Source organism: Porphyrobacter sp. HT-58-2, assembly GCF_002952215.1.
Lineage (GTDB): Bacteria > Pseudomonadota > Alphaproteobacteria > Sphingomonadales > Sphingomonadaceae > Erythrobacter.
This window is the reverse complement of record NZ_CP022600.1, coordinates 563892-583831: the sequence shown is the minus strand read 5'-3', so window position 1 is coordinate 583831 and position 19940 is coordinate 563892. Positions and strand designations below refer to the sequence as shown.

Sequence of the window (19940 nt, the reverse complement as noted above, 5' to 3'; positions counted from 1 at the left end):
ACCATGAACCTTGGCGCAATCGACATCGTAATGAACCCCTTCACCCCGCAGGAGGTGAGCAAGGGCCAAACCGGATATGATGCAAACTTCATGGAGCAGGTGCGGATGCCCCCGGCGATCCGCGGCGGGCTGTCAATCGAACAGCATCTGGAAATGATGGACGAAGCCTGCGTTGATCACGCCCTGCTGATCGCGGTGCGCGCCGGTGATCCGTTGCGCAAGGGATCGTTCGAGGTCCCCTACGGCCAGATCGCCGACTATGTCGCCGCGCATCCAACCCGCTTTTCGGGCCTCGCCGGCGTCGATCCGACCCGTGGCATGGCGCAATTGCGCGACCTCGAATTTGCGGTGAAGGAACTGGGCTTTGTCGGTGCCCATTCCTATCCGCACTGGTTTGCTCTGCCACCTGATGCGGCGCAGTGGTATCCGATCTACGCCAAATGCTGCGAGCTCGACATTCCCATCATGATGCAGGTCGGGCAGAACCTCATCTATCAGAAGGACGTGCGCCTGCCATCGGTTGCGCGGCCCATCCTGCTGGACCGGATTGCGATTGATTTCCCCGAGCTGAAGCTGATCGGCATCCATGTCGGCACGCCGTGGGCCGACGAGATGATCGCGATGGCCTGGAAGCACGCCAACGTGTTCATCGGCATCGACGCTTATGCGCCGCGGCACCTGCCCGCATCACTGGTCCACTACATGAATTCCTACGGCAGCCACAAGGTGCTGTTCGGCACCGACTGGCCGGTGATCGATCCGCGCCGTGGGCGGGCCGAGGTAGAAGCATTCGGCCTGCGCGAGGAGAGCTTTGCGCAGGTGATGCGCGACAATGCTCTGGCGGTGTTCCCCTCGCTGGCACAGCGGATGGCGGGGTGATGTCATGACCGCGTCCGGGTTTACCGGTCTGACCATCGGGCGCGGCATTCGCTGCGCAGCGGCCGGCGCGCCTGACAAGATCGCCCTCGACGACACGTCCGGGGCGAGCCTGACCTATGCCAGCCTGGTCACACGCATGGACTGCGTGGGCCGCATGGCCGCCGCGCATGGGCTGAGCCAAGGCGATGTGGTCGCGCTGGTCGCGCCAAACTGCATCGAATACCCGGAGATCGTGGCAGGCCTGAGCGAGCGCGGGATTATCGTCGCCACTCTCAACCCTCTGCTTTCCAGCGAAGAACTGGGGATGATCTTTGCGGATTGCCGCCCTCGCCTTGTCATCGCCGCCGACGGTCTGGCGCTCCCCGGCGACAGTCCGGCCACCCTGCGCATCGGCCCAGAATACGAAGCCGCAATTGCCCGCGCCGACAGTGCTATGCTGCCGGTCTCGGTCGCAGAGACGGACACCTTCGCGATTGCCTATACCTCTGGCACCACGGGGTGTCCCAAAGGCGTCTTGCTGCCGCATCGCAGCCGGTGCCTCATGTTCGGGGCGATGGCTGCGGAGTATATGTGTTTCGGCCGCGACGATCATTTCCTCGCCCTTGCGCCGATGTGCCATGGTGCCGGCCTCGCCTTCGCGCTCGCACCGCTCTACAATGGCGGGCGCTGCACGCTAGCTTACTCGGCGAACCCTGCGCACCTGCTTGACGCGCTCGATCGCTTTCGCCCGACGGGCATCTTCGTCGTGCCGACCCATCTCCACCGGCTGTTTTCCGCCGAACCGGGCCTGCTCGAACAATACCGCGGCCAGCACGCACTGCGCACCATCATATCAAACGCGGCAGCCCTACCGCCGCCGCTCAAGCAAACAGCCGTCAGCTATTTCGGAGAAGGCCTGCTGCACGAAACCTATGGCTCGACCGAGGCCGGTATCGTCACCAACATAAGGCCGCACGAACTGTTGCGCCGGCCGCGCAGTGTCGGCCGGGCGTTCTCCTGCATCGAGATCGAATTGCGCCGCGAGGATGGGTCGATCACCGAAGCGGGCGAGCCGGGCGAGCTGTTTTGCCGTGGTCCCTACGCCTTCAACGGTTACCTTAACCGCCCGGACGAAACGCAGGCCACCCTAGTCGATGGCTGGATCACAGTCGGCGACATCGGCATCCGCGATGATGATGGCTACATCACCATCACCGACCGCAAGAAAGACATGATCATCACGGGAGGCATGAATGTGTATCCGCGCGAGATCGAGAACGTGATCGAAGCTCTGGATGGTGTGGCCGAGTGCGCCGTTGTGGGGCGCTCTGATCCCGAATGGGGCGAGGCGCTGATGGCCTTTGTTGTGCCCATCCCTGATGCTGGCCCGACCGCCGAACAAGTGCTTGGTGCCTGTCGAAAAAGCCTTGCTGCATACAAGGTCCCCAAGTCGGTGGTCTTTCTGAACGCGCTTCCGCGGAACGCCACTGGCAAGCTAATGAAGATGAATCTTCGCCAAACCCCGGGTATCTCTGCCTGACTACCGCTCGATAAGCACCTCCTCTAGGAAACTGCAACGTTTCGGCCTTACGAACCGCCGGATACGGCCGAAGCAGTCGTTCAGGAATGCAATTTCGATTGGCCGGTTTGTCCCAAATTCAGCTGTTCCGAGCTTCATGGACGCGTGGCCGCTTTCAGGAACTCTTTGGTGGCGACCGCACGTCTGACTTGGGGTCGATAGCCGAACGGCAGGAATTTTTCAGAAGCGGAGAAAAGCCGCCCTGCCGCTTTCGGGATCGAGCGAGGCCGCTGCTTGTTGGAAGTTGCGGGCTTTTGGACGCCGCGCCATGCCCACCCCGCTGCGACTAAGCGAGCCTGCGGCCCGCCAAGTCTCGCTCCCCTCCCGCTTGCGGGAGGGGCTGGGGGTGGGTCCGTGCAAGCGCGCGCCTCAGGAGCGCTCGCCTGCGGCCTCGCGTGCCACTTCGCGCCAGCCGATGTCGCGGCGGCAGAAGCCGCTTGCGAAGTCGATCCGGTCGACCGCTTCATAGGCAAGGCGCTGTGCTTCGGTGACGGTCCGCCCCATCGCGGTGACGGCGAGTACGCGCCCGCCGTTCGCCACCAGCGCGCCGTCTTTCAGCGCGGTGCCTGCGTGGAAGATCTTCACCCCGTCATGGTGCGGCCCGCCGAGGTCGATCGCGCCGCCCTTCTCGGGGGTGCCGGGGTAGCCCTTGGCGGCCATGATCACCGTCAGCGCAAAGCCTGCCTCGAATTCAGGCGATTCCGCGTCCAGTTCATCCAGCTTGCCGGTGGCGCACAGGTGCATCATCCACGCCAGATCATCGCGCAGCATCATCATCAGCACCTGGCATTCGGGATCGCCGAAGCGGGCGTTGTATTCGATCAGCTTGGGGCCTTCGGCTGTCAGCATCAGCCCGGCGAACAGCACGCCCTGATAGGGGTTATCCTCCTCGCGCATGGTGCGCACCGTCGGCTCGATGATCTCGGCCATGACGCGGGCTTCGAGTTCCGGCGTCAGCACCGGAGCGGGGGAGTAGGCCCCCATGCCGCCGGTGTTGGGGCCGGTGTCGCCGTCGCCGACGCGCTTGTGATCCTGCGCGGATCCGAAGGGGACGATGGTCGTGCCGTCGGTGAGCGCGAAGAAGCTCGCCTCCTCGCCCGCCATGAACTCCTCGATCACCACCTGCGCGCCTGCGCCGCCGAAGGCTCCGCCGAACATGTCGGCGAGGGCTTCCTCGGCTTCGGCCAGCGTTGCGGCAATCACCACGCCCTTGCCCGCGGCGAGCCCATCGGCCTTGAGCACGTAAGGCGGCTGGAAGCGGGTGAGGGCGGCGCGGGCTTCCTCAAGACTGCTCGTGCGGACGTAACCGGCGGTCGGGATGCCCGCACGCTGGCACAGGTCCTTGGTGAAGCCCTTCGAGCCCTCCAGCTGCGCTGCCGCCCGCGAGGGGCCGAACACCGGCACACCGGCAGCGCGCAGGCTATCGGACAGGCCATCCACCAGCGGCGCTTCGGGGCCGACGACCACAAGGCCGATTGCGTGGCTCTCGCAGAAGGCGATCACCGCGCCGTGGTCGGTTACGTCCAGCGCCACGCATTCCGCTTCCTCGGCAATGCCGGGATTTCCGGGGGCGGCGTAGAGCTTTGTGAGGCTCGGGGATTGCGCCAGCTGCCATGCCAGCGCATGTTCGCGGCCTCCCGAACCCAGAAGCAGGATATTCATGGCCCCTCCGCCAACCAGTGATGACAATGCCGGGCTGGTAGCGCGCGAAAGGCAGGGCGACAACGCCCAGCCGCTGACCATCAGCGAGATTTCCGCGCTGTTGAAGCGCACGGTCGAGGACCGCTTCGGCTACGTGCGGCTGCGCGGGGAATTGTCCGGCGTGAAGCGGGCGGCTTCGGGGCATTTCTATTGCGCCTTGAAAGACGAAGGCGCGGTGCTCGACGGGGTGATGTGGAAGGGCAACGCCGCACGCCTCAATTTCCGCGCCGAAGATGGCCTGGAGGTGATCGCCACCGGCAAGCTGACGACCTATCCGGGGCGCTCGAAATATCAGATCGTGATCGACAGCCTCGAACTGGCGGGCGAGGGCGCGCTGCTGGCGCTGCTGGAAAAGACCCGCGCCCGGCTGGCCGCCGAGGGGCTGTTCGATGCGGGCCGCAAGCGCGCCTTGCCGTTCCTGCCGCGCGTGATCGGCGTCGTCACCTCGCCCACCGGCGCGGTGATCCGCGATATTCTCCACCGGCTGGCGGACCGCTTTCCGTCGCATGTGCTGGTCTGGCCGGTGCTGGTGCAGGGCAATGGCGCAGCCGAGCAGGTGGCGGCCGCCGTGCGCGGGTTCTCCGCGATTGCCCCCGGAGGCCCCGTCCCACGCCCCGACGTGGTGATCGTGGCGCGTGGGGGCGGGTCGATCGAGGACCTATGGAGCTTCAACGAAGAGGTCGTCGTCCGCGCCATCGCCGAATGCACCATCCCCGTGATCAGCGCGGTGGGCCATGAGACCGATACCACGCTGGCCGATTTCGCCGCTGATCGCCGCGCGCCCACGCCCACGGCTGCCGCCGAAATGGCGGTGCCGGTGCGCGCCGACCTTGCTTTCACGCTCACCGATCTCGCCGCCCGCCAGCGCCGCGCGGTCTACCGTCCAGTCGAGCTGGGGCGCGAGCGCCTCGCCGCCCGCGCGCGGCTGCTGCCGCGCCCCGAAAACCTGCTGCAACCCCAGGCCCAGCGGCTCGATGATCTGTCCGAACGCCTGCGCCGCGCTCTCGGGGATCGCTCGGCCAAGGGGCGCGAGCGGCTGGCAGGCGTCGCCGCGCGGCTCTCGCCCAGCCTTTTGACGCGCTCCGCCGCCGAGGCGCAGCGGCGGCTCGACCGGGCGCGGCTCACCCCTTCGCTGGTCGAGCGGCCCTTGCGTCAGGGCAGCGACCGGCTCGCCGCGCTGACGCGGGTGATGAGCCAGCTCCACCCCGAAAAGCCGCTCGAACGCGGCTATGCGATCATCCGATCGTCCGAAGGCAAGGCGCTGACCACCCGCGCCGAGGCGGTGGACGAGGCGCTGCTCACGGTACAGTTCCGCGACGGCACACTGACCGTCGCACCGGGCGAGACCCCGCCCCCACCCTCGCCCCGTCCGGCACCCAAACCGCGACCTGCTGCGCCGCCGCGCCAAGATGATTTGTTCGGATAGCCACAAGCTGCTATCGGGAACGCCATGCTGATGTCCTCCGCCGACAAGACCGCCAAGCTGTATTACGGCCCCTCCAGCTTCCGGGTGCTGCGTCCGGGCAATCATGTGCTCTGCGCCGTTACCGGGGCGGCGATCCCGCTGGCCGAACTGCGTTACTGGAGCGCCGATCTGCAGGAGGCCTATGCCTCCCCCGAAATCGCGACGCGGCGCCTGCTCGGTATCGACCGCGCCTGATCCGCCGCGCGCGGATGCTTCGCTGGCTGCTTCTGTCATTTGTGGTGATCGGGCTTGCGCCCGGCACCTTCCTGCGCACGCCCACGGGCCAGCGCGGCGATGTCGCCGAGGTAACTGTCATCCCGATCACAGAGCGCCGCGGCGTTTCCGGCGAACTTGCCCTGACCGGCGCGTGGGAGCTGCGTTCGGATCATGGCTGGTTCGGTGGCTTTTCCGCGCTGGTGGCCTCCGATGGGCCGGGCCTGATCGCGGGGAGCGACCGGGGCTTCCTGCTCGACATCGACCTCAAGGGCTCTGCCCCCCGCGCAGTTCCCGGCAGCTTCCGCTATATTGGACGCGTGATGGGGCCGCGCGAGGAGCTGGTCGATCTCGAAGCGGTCACCCGCGATCCGGTCAGCGGCACCTTGTGGGGTGCGTTCGAGAACTTCAACCTCGTGGCCCGCTATGCACCCGATGGCACCCAAACGCTCAGACGCCCGCCACAAATGCAGCGGTGGAGCACGAATAGTGGCCCGGAAACGCTGGAACGGCTGGCGGACGGCCGCTTTATCGTGATGGCCGAAGGAACAGAGCGCGGGAGCGACAATATCCACCCCGCGCTGCTGTTTGCCGGGGATCCGGTGGAGGCTGGCAAACCGTTGGCCTTCGGCTTTGTCGCGCCGCCTGATTACGATCCGGTCGATGCAACCGCACTTCCCGATGGGCGCGTGCTGATCCTGCTGCGGCGGGTGGAATATGCCCTCCCGGCGCGGTTCGACACGGCGATCGCGATTGCCGATCCGGCTGAGATTCGCGCCGGCGAAGTGTGGCGCGCGCAAATCATCCAGCGCATGAGCGGCGGCGTGTTCGCCGACAATTTCGAAGGCATCGCCTTCGTCCCCGACGTTGCCGATCCGGCGCGCGGAGCGGTGTGGCTAGTGTCGGACGACAATTTCTCGGTGTTCCAGAAGAACGTGCTGGTGCGGTTCGAGTGGTCGCGTTGATATGCGATGCAGACGTCCTTGCCCTTTGGGCGCCCCGCCTCCCCACCCGCCCACCATATCATGATGGTATCATTGGTGGCCGGCCCCTCGACGAAAACGTCCCCCGGACGTTTTCGTAACCCTCGGACGGAGGCGGGGCGGGAGGTCTGCGCCACCGAAGGTGGCACGCAAACGAAAAAGCGCCCGGAAACCCGGACGCTTGATCGATTCGCTTCAGCCCCGGGGGGCGGCGCGCTTAGGCGGCGGCGTTGGCCTTCACCAGCTCGCGCTTCACCTTCTGCGCATTGGCCGAAAGCTTGTCGTCGCTGGTCTTGAGCAGCCAGTTGTCGAGCCCGCCATTGTGCTCCACCGAGCGCAGGCCGTGGGTCGACACGCGGAACTTGAAGCTGCGCTCCAGCTTTTCGCTCATCAGGGTCACGTTCTGCAGGTTGGGCAGAAACACGCGCTTGGTCTTGTTGTTGGCGTGGCTCACATTGTGGCCAACCTGGCGGCCCTTGCCGGTCAGTTCGCAGATGCGCGACATGGTGTGTCTCTTCTCGTAAAGTTCGGGTCTAATCCGGGAAAGCGGCGCGCATAACGGGGTAGACCCGAATCGTCAAGCAAGTTGCGCCCCGGGGTCTGCGCGGCTAGCCGCAAGCCTATGACCCACTGGCCGCTCCCCCTGCCGATGCAACGCGCGCTTGATGCGGCGCGCGCGGCGGCGGCTGCGGGCGAAGTGCCGATCGGCGCGGTGATCGTCAAGGACGGGGTGGTGATTGCCGAGGCGCACAATTCCCCCCGCACCGATCACGATCCCACCGCTCACGCCGAAATCCTCGCCATCCGCCGCGCCGCTGCGGTGCTGGGGGACGAACGCCTGTCGGACTGCGAGCTGTGGGTGACGCTCGAACCCTGCGCCATGTGCGCGGGCGCCATCGCCCACGCCCGCATCGCCCGGCTCTATTACGCGGCGAGCGACCCCAAGGGCGGCGCGGTGGAACACGGCGCACGGGTGTTCGAACAGGCCCAGACCCTGCACCGGCCCGAAGTCTATTCGGGCATCGGCGAGGAAGAGGCGGCGGAGATGCTGCGGGGGTTCTTCAGAGAGCGGCGGTGAGGCCCTATGCCGTGGGCGCTTCAGCCCAGCGGCAGGCCCAACGCCTCGGCCACGGCGGCAATGTGGAGTTTGCCTTGCGACACGTTGAGCCCCGCCGCCAGATGCGGATCGACCGCCATCGCCGCTTCAGCCCCCATGTTGGCCAGCCGCAGCACGAAGGGCAGTGTCGCATTGCCGAGCGCAATGGTCGAAGTGCGCGCCACTGCGCCGGGCATGTTGGCGACGCAGTAATGGATCACGCCGTCCACCTCGAACACCGGGTCCTTGTGGGTGGTGGCGTGGCTGGTTTCAAAACAGCCCCCCTGATCGATCGCGATGTCGACCACCACCGCGCCGGGGCGCATGCTCGCGATCATCTCGCGGGTGACGAGCTTGGGCGCAGCAGCACCCGGCACCAGCACCGCCCCGATCACCAGATCGGCCCCGGCCACCGCCTCGGCAATCGCAGCGGCCGAGGAAAAGGCGGTCTTGATCTGCACCCCGAACTGCGCGTCGAGCTCAGCCAGACGGCGGTTCGAGATGTCGAAGATCGTCACGTCGGCGCGCAGACCCACGGCCATCTGCGCCGCGTTGACCCCGGCGACCCCGCCACCCAAGATCACCACCTTGCCCGGCTCGACCCCCGGAACGCCGCCGAGCAGCACCCCGCGACCGCCCTGATGCTTTTCGAGGTAATGCGCGCCGCACTGTACGCTCATCCGCCCGGCAACTTCGGACATCGGCTTCAGCAGCGGCAGAGTGCCATCGGGCGCGGTCACGGTTTCATAGGCAATCGCGGTGGCTCCGCTCGCCATCAGGCCTTCGGTCTGCGGCTTGTCGGCGGCGAGGTGGAGATAGGTGAACAGCAGATGGTCAGGGCGCAGCATCGCGATCTCGGGCGCTTGCGGCTCCTTGACCTTGACGATCATCTGCGCGGCCTCGAACACGGCGGCGGCATCGGGGAGAATGGTCGCTCCGGCAGCCTGATAGGCGGCATCGGTGAAATCGACCCCCACGCCGGCACCACTCTGGACCATGACATCATGACCTGCGCGCACCAGCTCGCCGGCCGCCGCCGGGGTCAGGCCGACACGATATTCGTTGTTCTTGATCTCGGTGGGAACGCCGACACGCATGAAGCCTCTCCTGCAACTTTCGTGCGCAAAGGCGTAACATAAGTTGCCCCTGCCGTCTCTGAAATAATCATTGCGGCGCTCCGATCCCGTAGAGAAAAGCGCACCTCCCGGCCCCGCGCCGAGCGCGGTTGGCAGCGGAGCCGGCACCCGCTCCGTTACAGTTCAGGGACAAGATTGCGGTAGAAAGTTAGTATTTCGACAAGTATAGCACGCCCATGGCAACGTCGATCTACGAATTCGCGCAGATTCCCCGGGCCGACCCTGTGGGCGCGCGCGCGCGGGTGCGCCCGATCCGCGACGCCGGGCAAGCGCCTACGGTCGGCGTGATCTACAATCCGCGCAGCCACCGCAATCTCGGCGCCGATTTCGACTGCGGCCTGTGTCCGCACGTCCACATCGCCCAGCCACGCGAACGCGGGCAATTGCCGGTGGCGCTGGCCGATTTCGCCGCCAAGGGCATCGATCTGCTCGTCATCAACGGCGGCGATGGTACGGTGCGCGACGTGCTGACTTGCGGGCAGGCGATCTTCGGGGACGATTGGCCGGCCATCGCCGTGCTGCCCAAGGGCAAGACCAACGCGCTGACCGTCGATCTCGGCGTGCCGGACGACTGGACCTTGCAGGACGCAATTGATGCGCTTGATCATGGCAGCCGCGTCCATCGCCGCCCGATGACGGTTGCGCGGATCGAGGAACCGGGCTCACGCGTGGCGGGTTTTATCCTGGGCGCGGGGGCCTTCACCAAGGCGACCCAGGCAGGGCAGAGCGCGCACAAGCTGGGCGCCTTTGACAGCATGGTGGTCGCCGTGACCGGCCTGTGGGCGCTGCTGCAATCGCTGTTCGCCACCCGCAGCAACCCCTGGCGACAAGGCGCAAGGATGCGGATCGGCCTTGGCGCGGCCGATGCGCCGATGGCCCATAGCGGCCACGGCGATCCTGCCATGCGCCAGTTGCTGTTTGCCTCGACCCTCGAACGGCTGCCTGCCGGGATCAATCCCTTCGGCGCGCTCAGGAGCGGGCTCAAGCTGGCGGCGATCGACCAGATTTCGCGTCGCACCACGGCGCTGATCCCGCTTGTGCTGACCGGCAGGCTCAGAAACGGCCTGCGCGAACGCGGCATTCACCAGCTTGCCGCAACCCAGTTCAGCCTTGCAATCGAGGATCAGTTCATTCTCGACGGCGAGGCATTTCCGGCGGGCCATTACCGGATCGAGCAAGGCCCGGAGCTAGCCTTCGTCGCCCCATGACCCGCGCGCTTTCGGCCCTGGCCGAGAGGATCGCCGAGCGCCTTTCCGCCCCAGTCGATCCTGCGGTTGCCACCTTCGCCCGCACGCTGGCCGAAGCTGCGGGCGCGCGCGCGCTGTGCTGTTCTACGGATCGAACCTGCGAACCGGCTCGCTGGAGGGCGTGCTCGATTTCTACGTCCTGCTGCCCGGCACCCGCGAGGCCATGATCTGGCCGACGGTCAGTTATCGGGAGCGCGAGCACGCTGACGGGGCGGGACAGCTCACCCTGCGCGCCAAGATCGCCACCATGACCCTTGCAACCTTCGCCCGCGCGGCCAGCGGCGAACTCACCGACACCACCATCTGGGCGCGGTTCGTCCAGCCCAGCGCACTGGTCTGGGTCGAAGACGAGGCGGCGCGGGAAGCGGTGACAGCCGCCATCGCTGCGGCCGCCGTCACCGCTGCCCGGCTCGCCACGGCGCTGGGGCCGACAAGCGGCACGGCGGAAGACTACTGGCGGGCGCTGTTCCGCGCGACCTATGCGGCCGAATTCCGGGTCGAGAAGGGCGGGCGCGAGAACGACATTCTCAGTGTCAACGAAGCCCACTTCGCCGGATTGCTGCCATTGGCGATGGCGGCAGCAGGCATTGTCCCCCGGCAGGACGGCGCGCGGCTGCACCCGACCATGCCGAACGCATCACGCAAGCGCATCCTGCGCTGGTGGAAGCGGCGGCGGCGGCTCGGCAAGCCCTGGAACCTGCTCCGGCTGGTCAAGGCCAGCACCACCTTCGAGGGCGCGGCGCGCTATGCCGCCTGGAAGATCGAGCGCCACACCGGAATGCCGGTCGAGGTAACGCCCTTGCGCGAACGCTTCCCGCTGCTGGCCGCGCCGCAGGTGCTGCTTGATCTCAGACGCCACCGTCGCCGCCAGCGCGAGGAATCCTGACCCCTTCCGGCTAAGCCGCGCGGTCTACATGTACTGGACGTCGATCGACATCCGGCTCACCCCGCCATCGATGCTGAAGCGCGTCTTTTCGACCGAAGGCGGGCGCGGAACGAGGCCAAGGATCTTCCTGATCCCCGGATTGTTCGACATGCCCGCCCCGTCCGAAAGATCGGACTTGCGGTTGCCATTGACATCGTGATGCACCGCGATCGCATATTCACCGGGGGCGGGCAGGGGAACACACACCGCCATGGTGCCGGGCTGCGGCCGGGCATCGATGCGGATCACGTAACGCTTGGACTTGAGCCAGTCGTCACGATTGGCCGGATAGGCCCGCACGAACAGATTGCCTTCCGAGGACTTGAGGCCGCTCACCGTCAACCGCACCGCCGGCCCCTTGCCTGCGGCGCACTGGCTCATGTCGTTGTTGCCGGAGCGGGCATAGGCAAAGCCTTCGGCCGCCACCGGGACAGCCGATATCCCGCTCAGCACCAGCGCGCCGGCGATGGCCGCGGCAGCAGGCAGCACCGCCTGCAAGGAGCGGCGGCGGAACGTTGCGGGGGCAGTCGGAAAACCGGTCATAGGTGTCTCTTGGTTATGGGGAGAGGGTTCGGCGCGCAAGCGCGGCAGGGGGGCGTGTGCCATGTGATGGGAACCCCGGATGACAGAGCGGGCCTGAATTGGGGCTTAATCCCGCCAGAACGCCCGGATTTCCCCCTATCGCGGTGGAAAAGCCGGATCGCACGCCTTGTCCCCCGATTCGCGGCTCCCGTATGGCAGGGCAAGCGTCGCAAGAAAGGCCCATTGCCCGCGCCATGCCTGCACCCTTGATTTCTCCTTCGATCCTCTCGGCCGATTTCGCCCGGCTGGGCGAGGAAGTGCGCGCCATCGACACTGCCGGGGCGGACTGGATCCATATCGACGTGATGGACGGCCATTTCGTGCCGAACATCACCATCGGCCCGGATGTGGTGAAGGCGCTGCGCCCGCACACCGACAAGCCCTTCGACGTCCACCTGATGATCGCCCCGGTCGATCCCTATCTTGCCGCCTTTGCCGAAGCAGGGGCGGACATCATCACCGTCCATCCCGAAGCCGGGCCGCATATCCACCGCACGCTTCAGGCGATCAAGGCGCTGGGCAAGAAGGCAGGCGTCGTCATCAACCCCGGCACGCCGGTCGAGGTGCTCGACAATCTGATGGACATGGCCGACCTGATCCTGGTGATGAGCGTCAATCCCGGCTTTGGGGGGCAGAGCTTCATCCCCTCGCAGCTCGAAAAGGTCGCCCGCATCCGGTCGATGATCACCCGTTCGGGCCGCGCGATTCACCTTGAAGTCGATGGCGGCGTGAACGCCGAAACCGCCCGGATGTGCGTGGAGGCGGGGGCCGATGTGCTGGTCGCGGGATCGGCTACCTTCAAGGGCGGGCCGGATCACTACGCCGCCAATATCGCGAGCCTGAAGGGAGCGCGCTGATGGCGACCCTGCTGCGCACCCCGGCCGCCGCCCGCGCCGATGCGCTGGTGGAACGGGTTGCCGAAAGCCCGGCGCTGACGCTCGCGGCAGGACGGGAGCCGGGGACAGAACAGGCTTCTCCCGCTGCGCCGCCGCCCGAAGAACCGTCACGCGCGCTGGCGCTGTCCGATGTGATCGCGGTGCAGTCCGGGCCGGGCGAGGCGCTGATCCGGCTCGCCTATCGCATCGGGATTCCCGGCCATGCCATCGCCGCGCCGTTCCGCCGTCCGCAGGCCTTGCGGGTACTGGCGACGGTCGAAAGCCCCAACCGGGGTGACCGTGCCGCTGGCACGGCCCTTCGTGCCGGGCATTTCCTGATCCACGGCGCGCGTCTGCCGATTGCCAGCTTCGATTTTTCCCCCGCCGCGCACCATGCGCCGGGCGTGGAGCGGGTGCTCCATTCCTTCAGCTGGCTCGCCGATCTCGCCGCCAGCGCGCCGCGCGCCGATGGGGCTCCGGTGGCAGAGCGGATCGCAGGCCAGTGGCTCCACGCACACCGCATCCCCGGCAAGGGGCCAGCCTGGGATGCCGAGCTGGCCGGTCTGCGGCTCGTCGCCTGGCTGGTGCACGCGCCGCTGATGCTGGGCGGCCATGACAAGAGCCTCAAATCGCGGCTGCTTGCGGCAATCGCCGAGACTGCGGGCTGGCTCGACAAGCGCGCCCCGCGCGAGGGGGCCGGTTTCGGGCAGGTTGCCGCTTTTGCGGGCGTGGTCGCAGCGGGCCTGCTGCTCCCCCATGGCAAGCCCCGGCGGCTGTTCGGCGAGGCTGGCCTCGTCAAGGCGCTGGGCGACATGGTTGGCGAGGATGGCGGCGTGCTATCGCGTTGCCCTGCGGCGCAGATGGACGCAATCCGGCTGCTGACCGATCTGCTCGCTTGCTATGAAGCGGCAGAGGTTGTCCCGCCCCCGGCGCTGGGCGTGATGCGCGAATTGCTGGTGCCGCCCTTGCTGGCGCTGCGTCACGGCGACGGCGCGCTCGGCAGCTGGCAGGGGCAGGGGGCGATCAGCGCCGACCGGGTGAATGCCGTGATCGAGGCATCGGGCGTGCGCACCCGACCGCTCGTCAATGTCGCGAGCTGGGGTTACTCCCGGATCAAGGCGGGTGACACCCTGTTGCAGTTCGACACCGCGCCGCCGCCCCGCGCGCGTCATGCCCGCACCGGCTGCGCCTCAACCCTCGCCTTCGAACTCAGCGACGGGCCGCAGCGGATCATCGTCAATTGCGGCGGCGCGGCACTGGCAGGCGGACAGGTTCCCGCCCGCATCGGGCAGGGCCTGCGCGCGACCGCCGCGTTCTCGACGCTAGTGCTCGACAATGCCAATTCCACCGCCGTCCTGCTCCACGGCCAGCTCGGCAAGGGGGTCGAGACGGTCGAGATCGACCGCCGCCAGATCGCCCGTCCCGGGGTCCGCGACGCAGCCCGGATCGAGGCCGCGCATGATGGCTATGCCAGCCGCTTCGGCCTTACCCACCAGCGGATCCTGACCTTGTCGGGCGACGGCACCGAACTGGCGGGAGAGGATATCCTTGTCCCCGTCGGCAAGAGCGGCAAGCGCGGCAAGATCGGCTTTGCCCTGCGCTTTCACCTCGGGCGCGGGGTGGAGGTGCAGCTTTCGTCCGACAGGCGCGGCGCCAGCCTGCTGCTGCCCGACGGTCGGCTCTGGCAATTCCGGCTCGGCGGGGATAGGGCGGGCGCCGACGAGGTCACCTTGCACGCCGAGGACAGCCTGTGGGTCGACGGCGATGGCCGCCCCCACGCCACGGAACAGCTGGTGATCGAGGGACTGGCATTGCGCAGCGGGGGACAATTCTCCTGGCGCCTAAGGAAAACAGGGTAGAGTCCAGAAATGAGCGACAGTGTGATCAAGCGGGCGCTGCTGTCAGTGTCCGACAAGAGCGGTTTGGCCGATCTGGGGCGCGCTCTGGCGGAGCGTGGCGTGGAACTGGTCAGCACCGGCGGCACCGCCAAGGCCCTGCGCGATGCGGGGCTGTCGGTGAAGGACGTATCCGACCTTACCGGCTTTCCCGAAATGATGGACGGGCGGGTCAAGACTCTCCACCCCACCGTGCATGGCGGGCTGCTGGCCCTGCGTGACAACGCCGAACACGTCGCCGCTATGCAGGCCCACGGGATCGGTGCGATCGATCTGGTGGTGGTCAACCTCTATCCCTTCGAGGCGACCGTGGCCAAAGGCGCGAGCCGCGCGGAGATCATCGAGAATATCGACATCGGCGGGCCGTCGATGGTGCGTTCGGCGGCAAAGAACCACGGCTTTGTGACGATCCTCACAGATCCGGCCGACTATGCCACACTGATCGCGGAAATGGATGCGAACGGCGGCGCGACCACGCAGGCCTTCCGCACCCGCATGGCGGGCAAGGCCTATGCCCGCACCGCCGCCTATGATTCGGCCATCGCCAGTTGGTTCGCCTTCGCCGATCCGGCAGGCGAGACGACCCCCTTCCCCGACACGCTGCCCATCGCCCTGAAGCGTGCCGACACGCTGCGCTATGGCGAGAACCCGCACCAGTCGGCGGCGATCTATGTCCCGCAGGTGGCAGGCACGGCGGGGGTTCCGCAGGCGGCGCAGTTGCAGGGCAAGGAGCTCAGCTACAACAACCTCAACGATGCCGATGCGGCGCTGGAACTCGCAGCGGAATTTGCCGGGCAGGAGCCTGCCGTGGTGATCGTCAAGCACGCCAATCCTTGCGGCGTGGCACAGGGCGGCTCGTTGCTGGCGGCATGGGAAGCGGCGCTGGCGTGCGATTCCGTATCGGCCTTCGGCGGGATCGTCGCGGTCAATACAGAGCTGGATGCCGCCACCGCCGAGGCGATTTCGGCAATCTTCACCGAGGTGGTGATCGCTCCCTCGGTCTCTGCCGAGGCGAAGGAGATCTTCGCGAAGAAGAAGAACCTGCGCCTGCTCGAATGCGGCGCGCTGCCGAACCCACGTCGCGGCGGGCTGGCGATGAAGACCATCGCCGGGGGCGTGCTGATCCAGTCGCGCGACAATGGCGCGATTTCGGCGGATGATCTCAAGGTGGTGACGAAACGCGCACCCACGGAGCAGGAAATGAAGGACTGCCTGTTCGCCTGGACGGTCGCCCGTCATGTGAAATCCAACGCGATTGTTTACGCCAAGGACGGCGCGACCGCGGGAATCGGCGCGGGCCAGATGAACCGCCGCGACTCCGCCCGCATTGCCGCAATCAAGGCCAAGGAAGCCGCCGAGACCTATGGCTGGGCTGCCCCCCGCACCCAAGGCAGCGCGGTCGCCTCGGACGCGTTCTTCCCCTTCGCCGACGGGCTGATCTCCGCGGCCGAGGCGGGTGCGACTGCGGTGATCCAGCCGGGCGGCTCGATCCGCGACGACGAGGTGATCGCCGCGGCCGACGAGGCCGGTCTGGCGATGGTGTTCACCGGAATGCGGCATTTCAGGCACTGACGTGTGGGAGGGCGCCTCCGCGCCCTCCTCCTCGCTGCGTTTCGCGCTTCGCGCGAGCAGCTGCGGGCGGCCGGTCGGCCTTGCGGCCCTTTGGGCCGTTTGGGCCGTTTGGGCCGGATGGAAGGGCCCTTTGTACTGCGCTGTCTGCAACCATTTGCCCTGCGGCGCGTAACTTCGGGTGAACGCAAACCGAAACATGGCCTGATGCCCGCGTTCATCCACTCGCAACTTCGCGTGCGGCATGGACGGCGGGACAGACAACGACACGAATCACGAGCACCACCGATGCGCCTCTTCTCGCCCGACCTTGTCCGCAACTTCTCGATCGGCTTCGCGCTCGGCGCACTGCTGGTTGCCGGGGCCAATGCCCGCACCTGGGACGAGGCGCTGTCATCTCCCGCGCAAGCGGCGACCATGCCCGAGACACTCCAGCCGACCGCTGACTTCGTGATTCCCCCGGCGGAGCGCGCCCGGTGAAGCGCCTCGCCGCGCTGATCCTTGCCAGCTCGCTCGCTTTGAGCGCCTGCTCCGATCCGGCGGTGGCGGCTGAAGAGGCAGTTGCCACCCCCGCCGCCACCCGCATCGCCAAAGAGCCCAAAGGTCTCAAGACCGCCGTTTTTGCAGGGGGCTGTTTCTGGGGCGTCGAGGGCGTGTTCAGCCACGTCAAGGGCGTGACCAGCGCCGTTTCGGGCTTTCACGGCGGCAACGCGGCGAGCGCGAAATACGATATCGTTGTCACCGGCGTCACCGATCACGCCGAGGCGGTGCGCATCACCTATGATCCCGCGGTGGTGCGTTACGACCAGTTGCTGCGGATCTTCTTCGCCGTAGTCGCCGATCCGACACTGAAGAACCGCCAAGGCCCCGATGTGGGCGCGCATTATCGCAGCGCCATCGTGCCGACCAACGCCGAACAGGCCGCGGTCGCCAAGGCCTATATCGCCCAGCTCGGCAAATCGGGGCTGTGGTCGAAGCCGATCGTCACCGCGATCGAGCCCTACAAGGCGTTCTATCCGGCGGAAACCTATCATCAGGATTTCATGCTGAAGAACCCGCGTCACGGCTATATCCTGCGCTGGGACGCGCCCAAGGTGGCGGCATTGAAGGCGATGTTCCCGCAGCATTACCGGGCAAGCTTCCTGAAGGATGATAGGTAGCCGTCCGACCACTCCTGCCACTGGCGCTTGTCCGCTTGCCTGATTATATTGGCAGATATGGCACCGCACGCTCACACCCATCACGAACATCACGGCGCGGATCTGATCGCGGAGGCGGCGCGGGCGCTGGTGTCCGGCGGGGAGCAGTGGACTTCAATGCGTGAGGCGGTGTTCGCCGAACTCGCGCGGCACGAACGCCCGGTCTCGGCCTATGACATCGCCGACAATCTTTCGGCCGCGCGCGGCAAGCGGGTGGCGCCCAATTCGGTCTATCGCATCCTTGATCTGTTCGTGACCAACAACCTCGCGATGCGGGTCGAAAGCGCCAATGCCTATCTCGCCAACACCCATCCGGGCTGCGCGCATGACTGCATCTTCCTGGTGTGCGACGAATGCGGTGAGGCCGCCCATGTCGATGACGAGACCGTGAGCCGCGCTGTGCGGGCCATCGCCACATCGCGCCAGTTCAAGGCCGAACGCCCGGTGCTGGAGATCCGCGGGCTGTGCAAGGGGTGTGCATAGATTTCCCCGGCCCGCCTCAGGACGGGCCGCGAGCGCACGCGCGCGAGCCGCAGGTGCCCCGTAGCGTAGCGGAGGGAACAGCACCGAGGATGTGCCCGCGCAAGGCGAGCACGCAACCAAGAACACCGCGTTTGATCTGGCGCAAGCCTTCAATCGACAGGCCTGATTTCCATGTGTAAGGCTGGGGGTTATGAATCAATCGCCTCACACGCCCCCGAAGACCCCGCTGCTTGATCTCGTCAACACACCCGACGATCTTCGCCGCCTCAAGCCGGAACAGCTCCGCCAGCTCGCCGATGAACTGCGCGCCGAGATGATCGACGCGGTCAGCACGTCGGGCGGGCATCTGGGATCGGGGCTCGGCGTGGTCGAGCTGACGGTCGCGATCCACTATGTGTTCAACACGCCTGACGACAAGCTGGTGTGGGACGTCGGGCATCAGTGCTATCCGCACAAGATCATCACCGGCCGCCGTGACCGGATCCGCACCCTGCGGCAGGGCGGGGGCCTCTCCGGTTTCACCAAGCGTTCGGAGAGTGAATACGATCCCTTCGGCGCGGCGCATTCCTCCACCTCGATCAGCGCGGCGCTCGGCTTTGCCATCGCCAACAAGCTGAAGGGCGAACCGGGTCGGGGCATTGCCGTGATCGGCGATGGTTCGATGAGCGCCGGCATGGCCTACGAAGCGATGAACAACGCAGCCCAGGCGGGCAACCGGCTGATCGTGATCCTCAACGACAACGACATGTCGATTGCGCCGCCGGTGGGAGGCCTGTCCGCCTATCTCGCGCGGATGGTGTCGTCCTCCGAATATCTTGGCATCCGCAGCCTCGCGAGCCGCGCGATCCAGAAGATGAGCCGACGGTTGCACGATGCGGTCGGCAAGGCCGAGGAATTCACCCGCGGCATGGTGACCGGCGGGACTTTGTTCGAGGAACTCGGCTTCTACTATGTCGGCCCGATTGACGGGCATAACCTCGATCACCTGCTGCCCGTGCTGGAGAACGTGCGTGACACCTCCGAAGGCCCGGTGCTGATCCATGTCGTGACCGAAAAGGGCAAGGGCTATGCCCCGGCTGAAAACAGCGCCGACAAGTATCACGGCGTGCCCAAGTTCAACGTCGTCACCGGCGAAAAGGCCAAGAGCGCGCCCAGCGCACCCGCCTATCAGGACGTGTTCGGCCTGACGCTGGCGAAGCTTGCCGAAACTGACGACAAGATTTGTGCAATCACCGCCGCCATGCCGAGCGGCACCGGGGTGGACAAGTTCGCCAAGGCGCACCCCACCCGCACCTTCGACGTCGGCATTGCCGAACAGCACGCCGTGACCTTCGCGGCGGGTCTGGCGGCGGAAGGCATGCGGCCCTTCGCGGCGATTTACTCCACCTTCCTCCAGCGCGCTTACGATCAGGTGGTGCATGACGTGTGCATCCAGAACCTGCCGGTGCGCTTCGCGATCGACCGCGCGGGGCTGGTGGGGGCGGACGGGGCGACCCATGCGGGCAGCTTCGACATCACCTATCTCGCCACCCTGCCGAACATGGTCGTCATGGCCGCCGCCGATGAGGCCGAGCTGGTCCACATGACCTATACCGCCGCCGAGTATGACGAAGGCCCGATCGCCTTCCGCTACCCGCGCGGCAACGGCACCGGCGTTCCCCTGCCCGAAGTTCCGGTAAAGCTCGAAATCGGCAAGGGCCGCCTGGTGCGCGAAGGCAGCAAGGTGGCGATCCTGTCGCTGGGCGCGCGTCTGGCCGAGGCGCTGAAGGCCGCCGACACGCTGGAGGCCAAGGGGCTATCCACCACCGTCGCCGACCTGCGCTTTGCCAAGCCGCTGGACGCAGACCTGATCGCCAAGCTGATGCGCACCCATGAAGTGATCGTGACGGTGGAGGAAGGCGCCATCGGGGGCCTCGGCGCGCATGTGCTGACCTTCGCGAGCGACGAGGGCCTGACCGACAACGGGCTGAAGGTTCGCACCCTGCGCCTGCCCGATACCTTCATCGATCATGACGATCCGATGAAGCAGTATGACGAGGCCGGGCTGAACGCGCCGCAGATCGTCGATACCGTGCTCAAGGCGCTCAAGCACAACTCTGCCGGGATCGAAACGGGCGAGGAAGTGCGGGCGTAG

18 protein-coding genes and 1 pseudogene are annotated in these 19940 nt (G+C 66.6%); 15 read left to right on the top strand and 4 right to left on the bottom strand.

The window, feature by feature from the left end; translation table 11 throughout:
• Positions 1-3 precede the first annotated feature (3 nt).
• Positions 4-879 carry an amidohydrolase family protein gene (locus CHX26_RS02870; RefSeq protein ID WP_104941071.1) on the top strand — a complete coding sequence of 292 codons (876 nt, stop codon included), beginning with the start codon at positions 4-6 and terminating at the stop codon, positions 877-879.
• Positions 880-883: 4 nt separating this feature from the next.
• Positions 884-2398 carry a class I adenylate-forming enzyme family protein gene (locus CHX26_RS02865; protein WP_172449661.1) on the top strand — a complete coding sequence of 505 codons (1515 nt, stop codon included), beginning with the start codon at positions 884-886 and terminating at the stop codon, positions 2396-2398.
• Between the two features lie 408 nt (positions 2399-2806).
• On the opposite strand, the gene purD is transcribed toward CHX26_RS02865, so the two are convergent.
• A complete protein-coding gene (gene purD, locus CHX26_RS02860; RefSeq protein WP_104941069.1) occupies positions 2807-4099 on the bottom strand; it encodes a phosphoribosylamine--glycine ligase in 1293 nt (430 codons plus the stop codon).
• Between purD and xseA the strand changes: the two genes are divergently transcribed.
• The 3 genes from xseA to CHX26_RS02845 are packed head-to-tail and all read left to right on the top strand — an operon-like array spanning position 4098 to position 6781.
• Positions 4098-5564: an exodeoxyribonuclease VII large subunit gene (gene xseA, locus CHX26_RS02855; protein WP_104941068.1), complete on the top strand. Its 1467-nt coding sequence runs from the start codon at positions 4098-4100 to the stop codon at positions 5562-5564. The two genes, purD and xseA, sit on opposite strands and share 2 nt — an antisense overlap.
• Before the next feature lie 24 nt (positions 5565-5588).
• Positions 5589-5798 carry a DUF2093 domain-containing protein gene (locus CHX26_RS02850; RefSeq protein WP_104941067.1) on the top strand — a complete coding sequence of 70 codons (210 nt, stop codon included), beginning with the start codon at positions 5589-5591 and terminating at the stop codon, positions 5796-5798.
• 14 nt (positions 5799-5812) lie between these two features.
• Entirely contained in the window at positions 5813-6781 is a 969-nt protein-coding gene (locus CHX26_RS02845) for an esterase-like activity of phytase family protein (protein ID WP_104941066.1), read from the top strand.
• Positions 6782-7016: 235 nt separating this feature from the next.
• Here the strand turns inward: CHX26_RS02845 and rpmB are convergent, their stop codons facing one another.
• On the bottom strand, positions 7017-7304 hold the full coding sequence (gene rpmB / locus CHX26_RS02840; RefSeq protein ID WP_104941065.1) for a 50S ribosomal protein L28: 288 nt from the start codon (positions 7302-7304) through the stop codon (positions 7017-7019).
• Between the two features lie 117 nt (positions 7305-7421).
• On the opposite strand from rpmB, the gene CHX26_RS02835 reads away from it, so the two are divergent.
• On the top strand, positions 7422-7877 hold the full coding sequence (locus tag CHX26_RS02835; RefSeq protein ID WP_104941064.1) for a nucleoside deaminase: 456 nt from the start codon (positions 7422-7424) through the stop codon (positions 7875-7877).
• A 20-nt stretch (positions 7878-7897) separates the two neighbouring features.
• Here CHX26_RS02835 and ald read toward each other — a convergent pair whose 3' ends face one another.
• Complete coding sequence (gene ald, locus CHX26_RS02830; protein WP_104941063.1) at positions 7898-8992, bottom strand: alanine dehydrogenase; 1095 nt, start codon at positions 8990-8992, stop codon at positions 7898-7900.
• Between the two features lie 215 nt (positions 8993-9207).
• Here ald and CHX26_RS02825 point away from each other — a divergent pair, with 215 nt between their 5' ends.
• Both CHX26_RS02825 and CHX26_RS02820 read left to right on the top strand, forming a co-directional pair.
• The gene (locus CHX26_RS02825; RefSeq protein ID WP_104941062.1) at positions 9208-10239 is read left to right on the top strand and encodes a diacylglycerol/lipid kinase family protein; all 1032 of its coding nucleotides are present in this window, start codon (positions 9208-9210) and stop codon (positions 10237-10239) included.
• A pseudogene (locus CHX26_RS02820) lies at positions 10236-11164 on the top strand (hypothetical protein). Before CHX26_RS02825 ends, CHX26_RS02820 begins: the two are co-directional and overlap by 4 nt.
• A 24-nt stretch (positions 11165-11188) precedes the next feature.
• Here the strand turns inward: CHX26_RS02820 and CHX26_RS02815 are convergent.
• Positions 11189-11746: a DUF2141 domain-containing protein gene (locus tag CHX26_RS02815; RefSeq protein ID WP_104941061.1), complete on the bottom strand. Its 558-nt coding sequence runs from the start codon at positions 11744-11746 to the stop codon at positions 11189-11191.
• A gap of 233 nt (positions 11747-11979) precedes the next feature.
• Here CHX26_RS02815 and rpe point away from each other — a divergent pair, with 233 nt between their 5' ends.
• From rpe to dxs, 7 genes are all read left to right on the top strand, one after another.
• Positions 11980-12642, top strand: a complete 663-nt coding sequence (rpe, locus tag CHX26_RS02810; RefSeq protein WP_104941060.1) for a ribulose-phosphate 3-epimerase — start codon at positions 11980-11982, stop codon at positions 12640-12642.
• Positions 12642-14519 carry a heparinase II/III family protein gene (locus CHX26_RS02805; RefSeq protein ID WP_104941059.1) on the top strand — a complete coding sequence of 626 codons (1878 nt, stop codon included), beginning with the start codon at positions 12642-12644 and terminating at the stop codon, positions 14517-14519. Before rpe ends, CHX26_RS02805 begins: the two co-directional genes overlap by 1 nt.
• A 9-nt stretch (positions 14520-14528) precedes the next feature.
• Entirely contained in the window at positions 14529-16127 is a 1599-nt protein-coding gene (gene purH, locus CHX26_RS02800; protein ID WP_104941058.1) for a bifunctional phosphoribosylaminoimidazolecarboxamide formyltransferase/IMP cyclohydrolase, read from the top strand.
• Positions 16128-16412: 285 nt separating this feature from the next.
• Positions 16413-16604 (top strand): hypothetical protein, encoded by a 192-nt coding sequence (locus CHX26_RS02795; RefSeq protein ID WP_104941057.1) that lies wholly within the window; start codon positions 16413-16415, stop codon positions 16602-16604.
• On the top strand, positions 16601-17284 hold the full coding sequence (gene msrA, locus CHX26_RS02790) for a peptide-methionine (S)-S-oxide reductase MsrA (RefSeq protein WP_104941056.1): 684 nt from the start codon (positions 16601-16603) through the stop codon (positions 17282-17284). The genes CHX26_RS02795 and msrA overlap by 4 nt, the downstream gene beginning before the upstream one ends.
• Positions 17285-17341: 57 nt before the next feature.
• Positions 17342-17806: a Fur family transcriptional regulator gene (locus CHX26_RS02785; RefSeq protein ID WP_104941055.1), complete on the top strand. Its 465-nt coding sequence runs from the start codon at positions 17342-17344 to the stop codon at positions 17804-17806.
• A gap of 190 nt (positions 17807-17996) precedes the next feature.
• Entirely contained in the window at positions 17997-19940 is a 1944-nt protein-coding gene (dxs, locus tag CHX26_RS02780; RefSeq protein WP_104941054.1) for a 1-deoxy-D-xylulose-5-phosphate synthase, read from the top strand.

Bases quoted from the DNA above. Each gene is read 5' to 3' on its own strand.
- CHX26_RS02785 (WP_104941055.1), top strand. From the start codon at position 17,342: ATGGCACCGCACGCTCACACCCATCACGAACATCACGGCGCGGATCTG.
- purD (WP_104941069.1), bottom strand. From the start codon at position 4,099: ATGAATATCCTGCTTCTGGGTTCGGGAGGCCGCGAACATGCGCTGGCA.
- CHX26_RS02795 (WP_104941057.1), top strand. From the start codon at position 16,413: ATGCGCCTCTTCTCGCCCGACCTTGTCCGCAACTTCTCGATCGGCTTC.
- CHX26_RS02870 (WP_104941071.1), top strand. From the start codon at position 4: ATGAACCTTGGCGCAATCGACATCGTAATGAACCCCTTCACCCCGCAG.
- CHX26_RS02825 (WP_104941062.1), top strand. From the start codon at position 9,208: ATGGCAACGTCGATCTACGAATTCGCGCAGATTCCCCGGGCCGACCCT.
- CHX26_RS02865 (WP_172449661.1), top strand. From the start codon at position 884: ATGACCGCGTCCGGGTTTACCGGTCTGACCATCGGGCGCGGCATTCGC.
- purH (WP_104941058.1), top strand. From the start codon at position 14,529: ATGAGCGACAGTGTGATCAAGCGGGCGCTGCTGTCAGTGTCCGACAAG.
- CHX26_RS02850 (WP_104941067.1), top strand. From the start codon at position 5,589: ATGCTGATGTCCTCCGCCGACAAGACCGCCAAGCTGTATTACGGCCCC.
- CHX26_RS02815 (WP_104941061.1), bottom strand. From the start codon at position 11,746: ATGACCGGTTTTCCGACTGCCCCCGCAACGTTCCGCCGCCGCTCCTTG.
- ald (WP_104941063.1), bottom strand. From the start codon at position 8,992: ATGCGTGTCGGCGTTCCCACCGAGATCAAGAACAACGAATATCGTGTC.
- CHX26_RS02835 (WP_104941064.1), top strand. From the start codon at position 7,422: ATGACCCACTGGCCGCTCCCCCTGCCGATGCAACGCGCGCTTGATGCG.
- rpmB (WP_104941065.1), bottom strand. From the start codon at position 7,304: ATGTCGCGCATCTGCGAACTGACCGGCAAGGGCCGCCAGGTTGGCCAC.
- rpe (WP_104941060.1), top strand. From the start codon at position 11,980: ATGCCTGCACCCTTGATTTCTCCTTCGATCCTCTCGGCCGATTTCGCC.
- dxs (WP_104941054.1), top strand. From the start codon at position 17,997: ATGAATCAATCGCCTCACACGCCCCCGAAGACCCCGCTGCTTGATCTC.
- CHX26_RS02805 (WP_104941059.1), top strand. From the start codon at position 12,642: ATGGCGACCCTGCTGCGCACCCCGGCCGCCGCCCGCGCCGATGCGCTG.
- CHX26_RS02845 (WP_104941066.1), top strand. From the start codon at position 5,813: ATGCTTCGCTGGCTGCTTCTGTCATTTGTGGTGATCGGGCTTGCGCCC.
- xseA (WP_104941068.1), top strand. From the start codon at position 4,098: ATGGCCCCTCCGCCAACCAGTGATGACAATGCCGGGCTGGTAGCGCGC.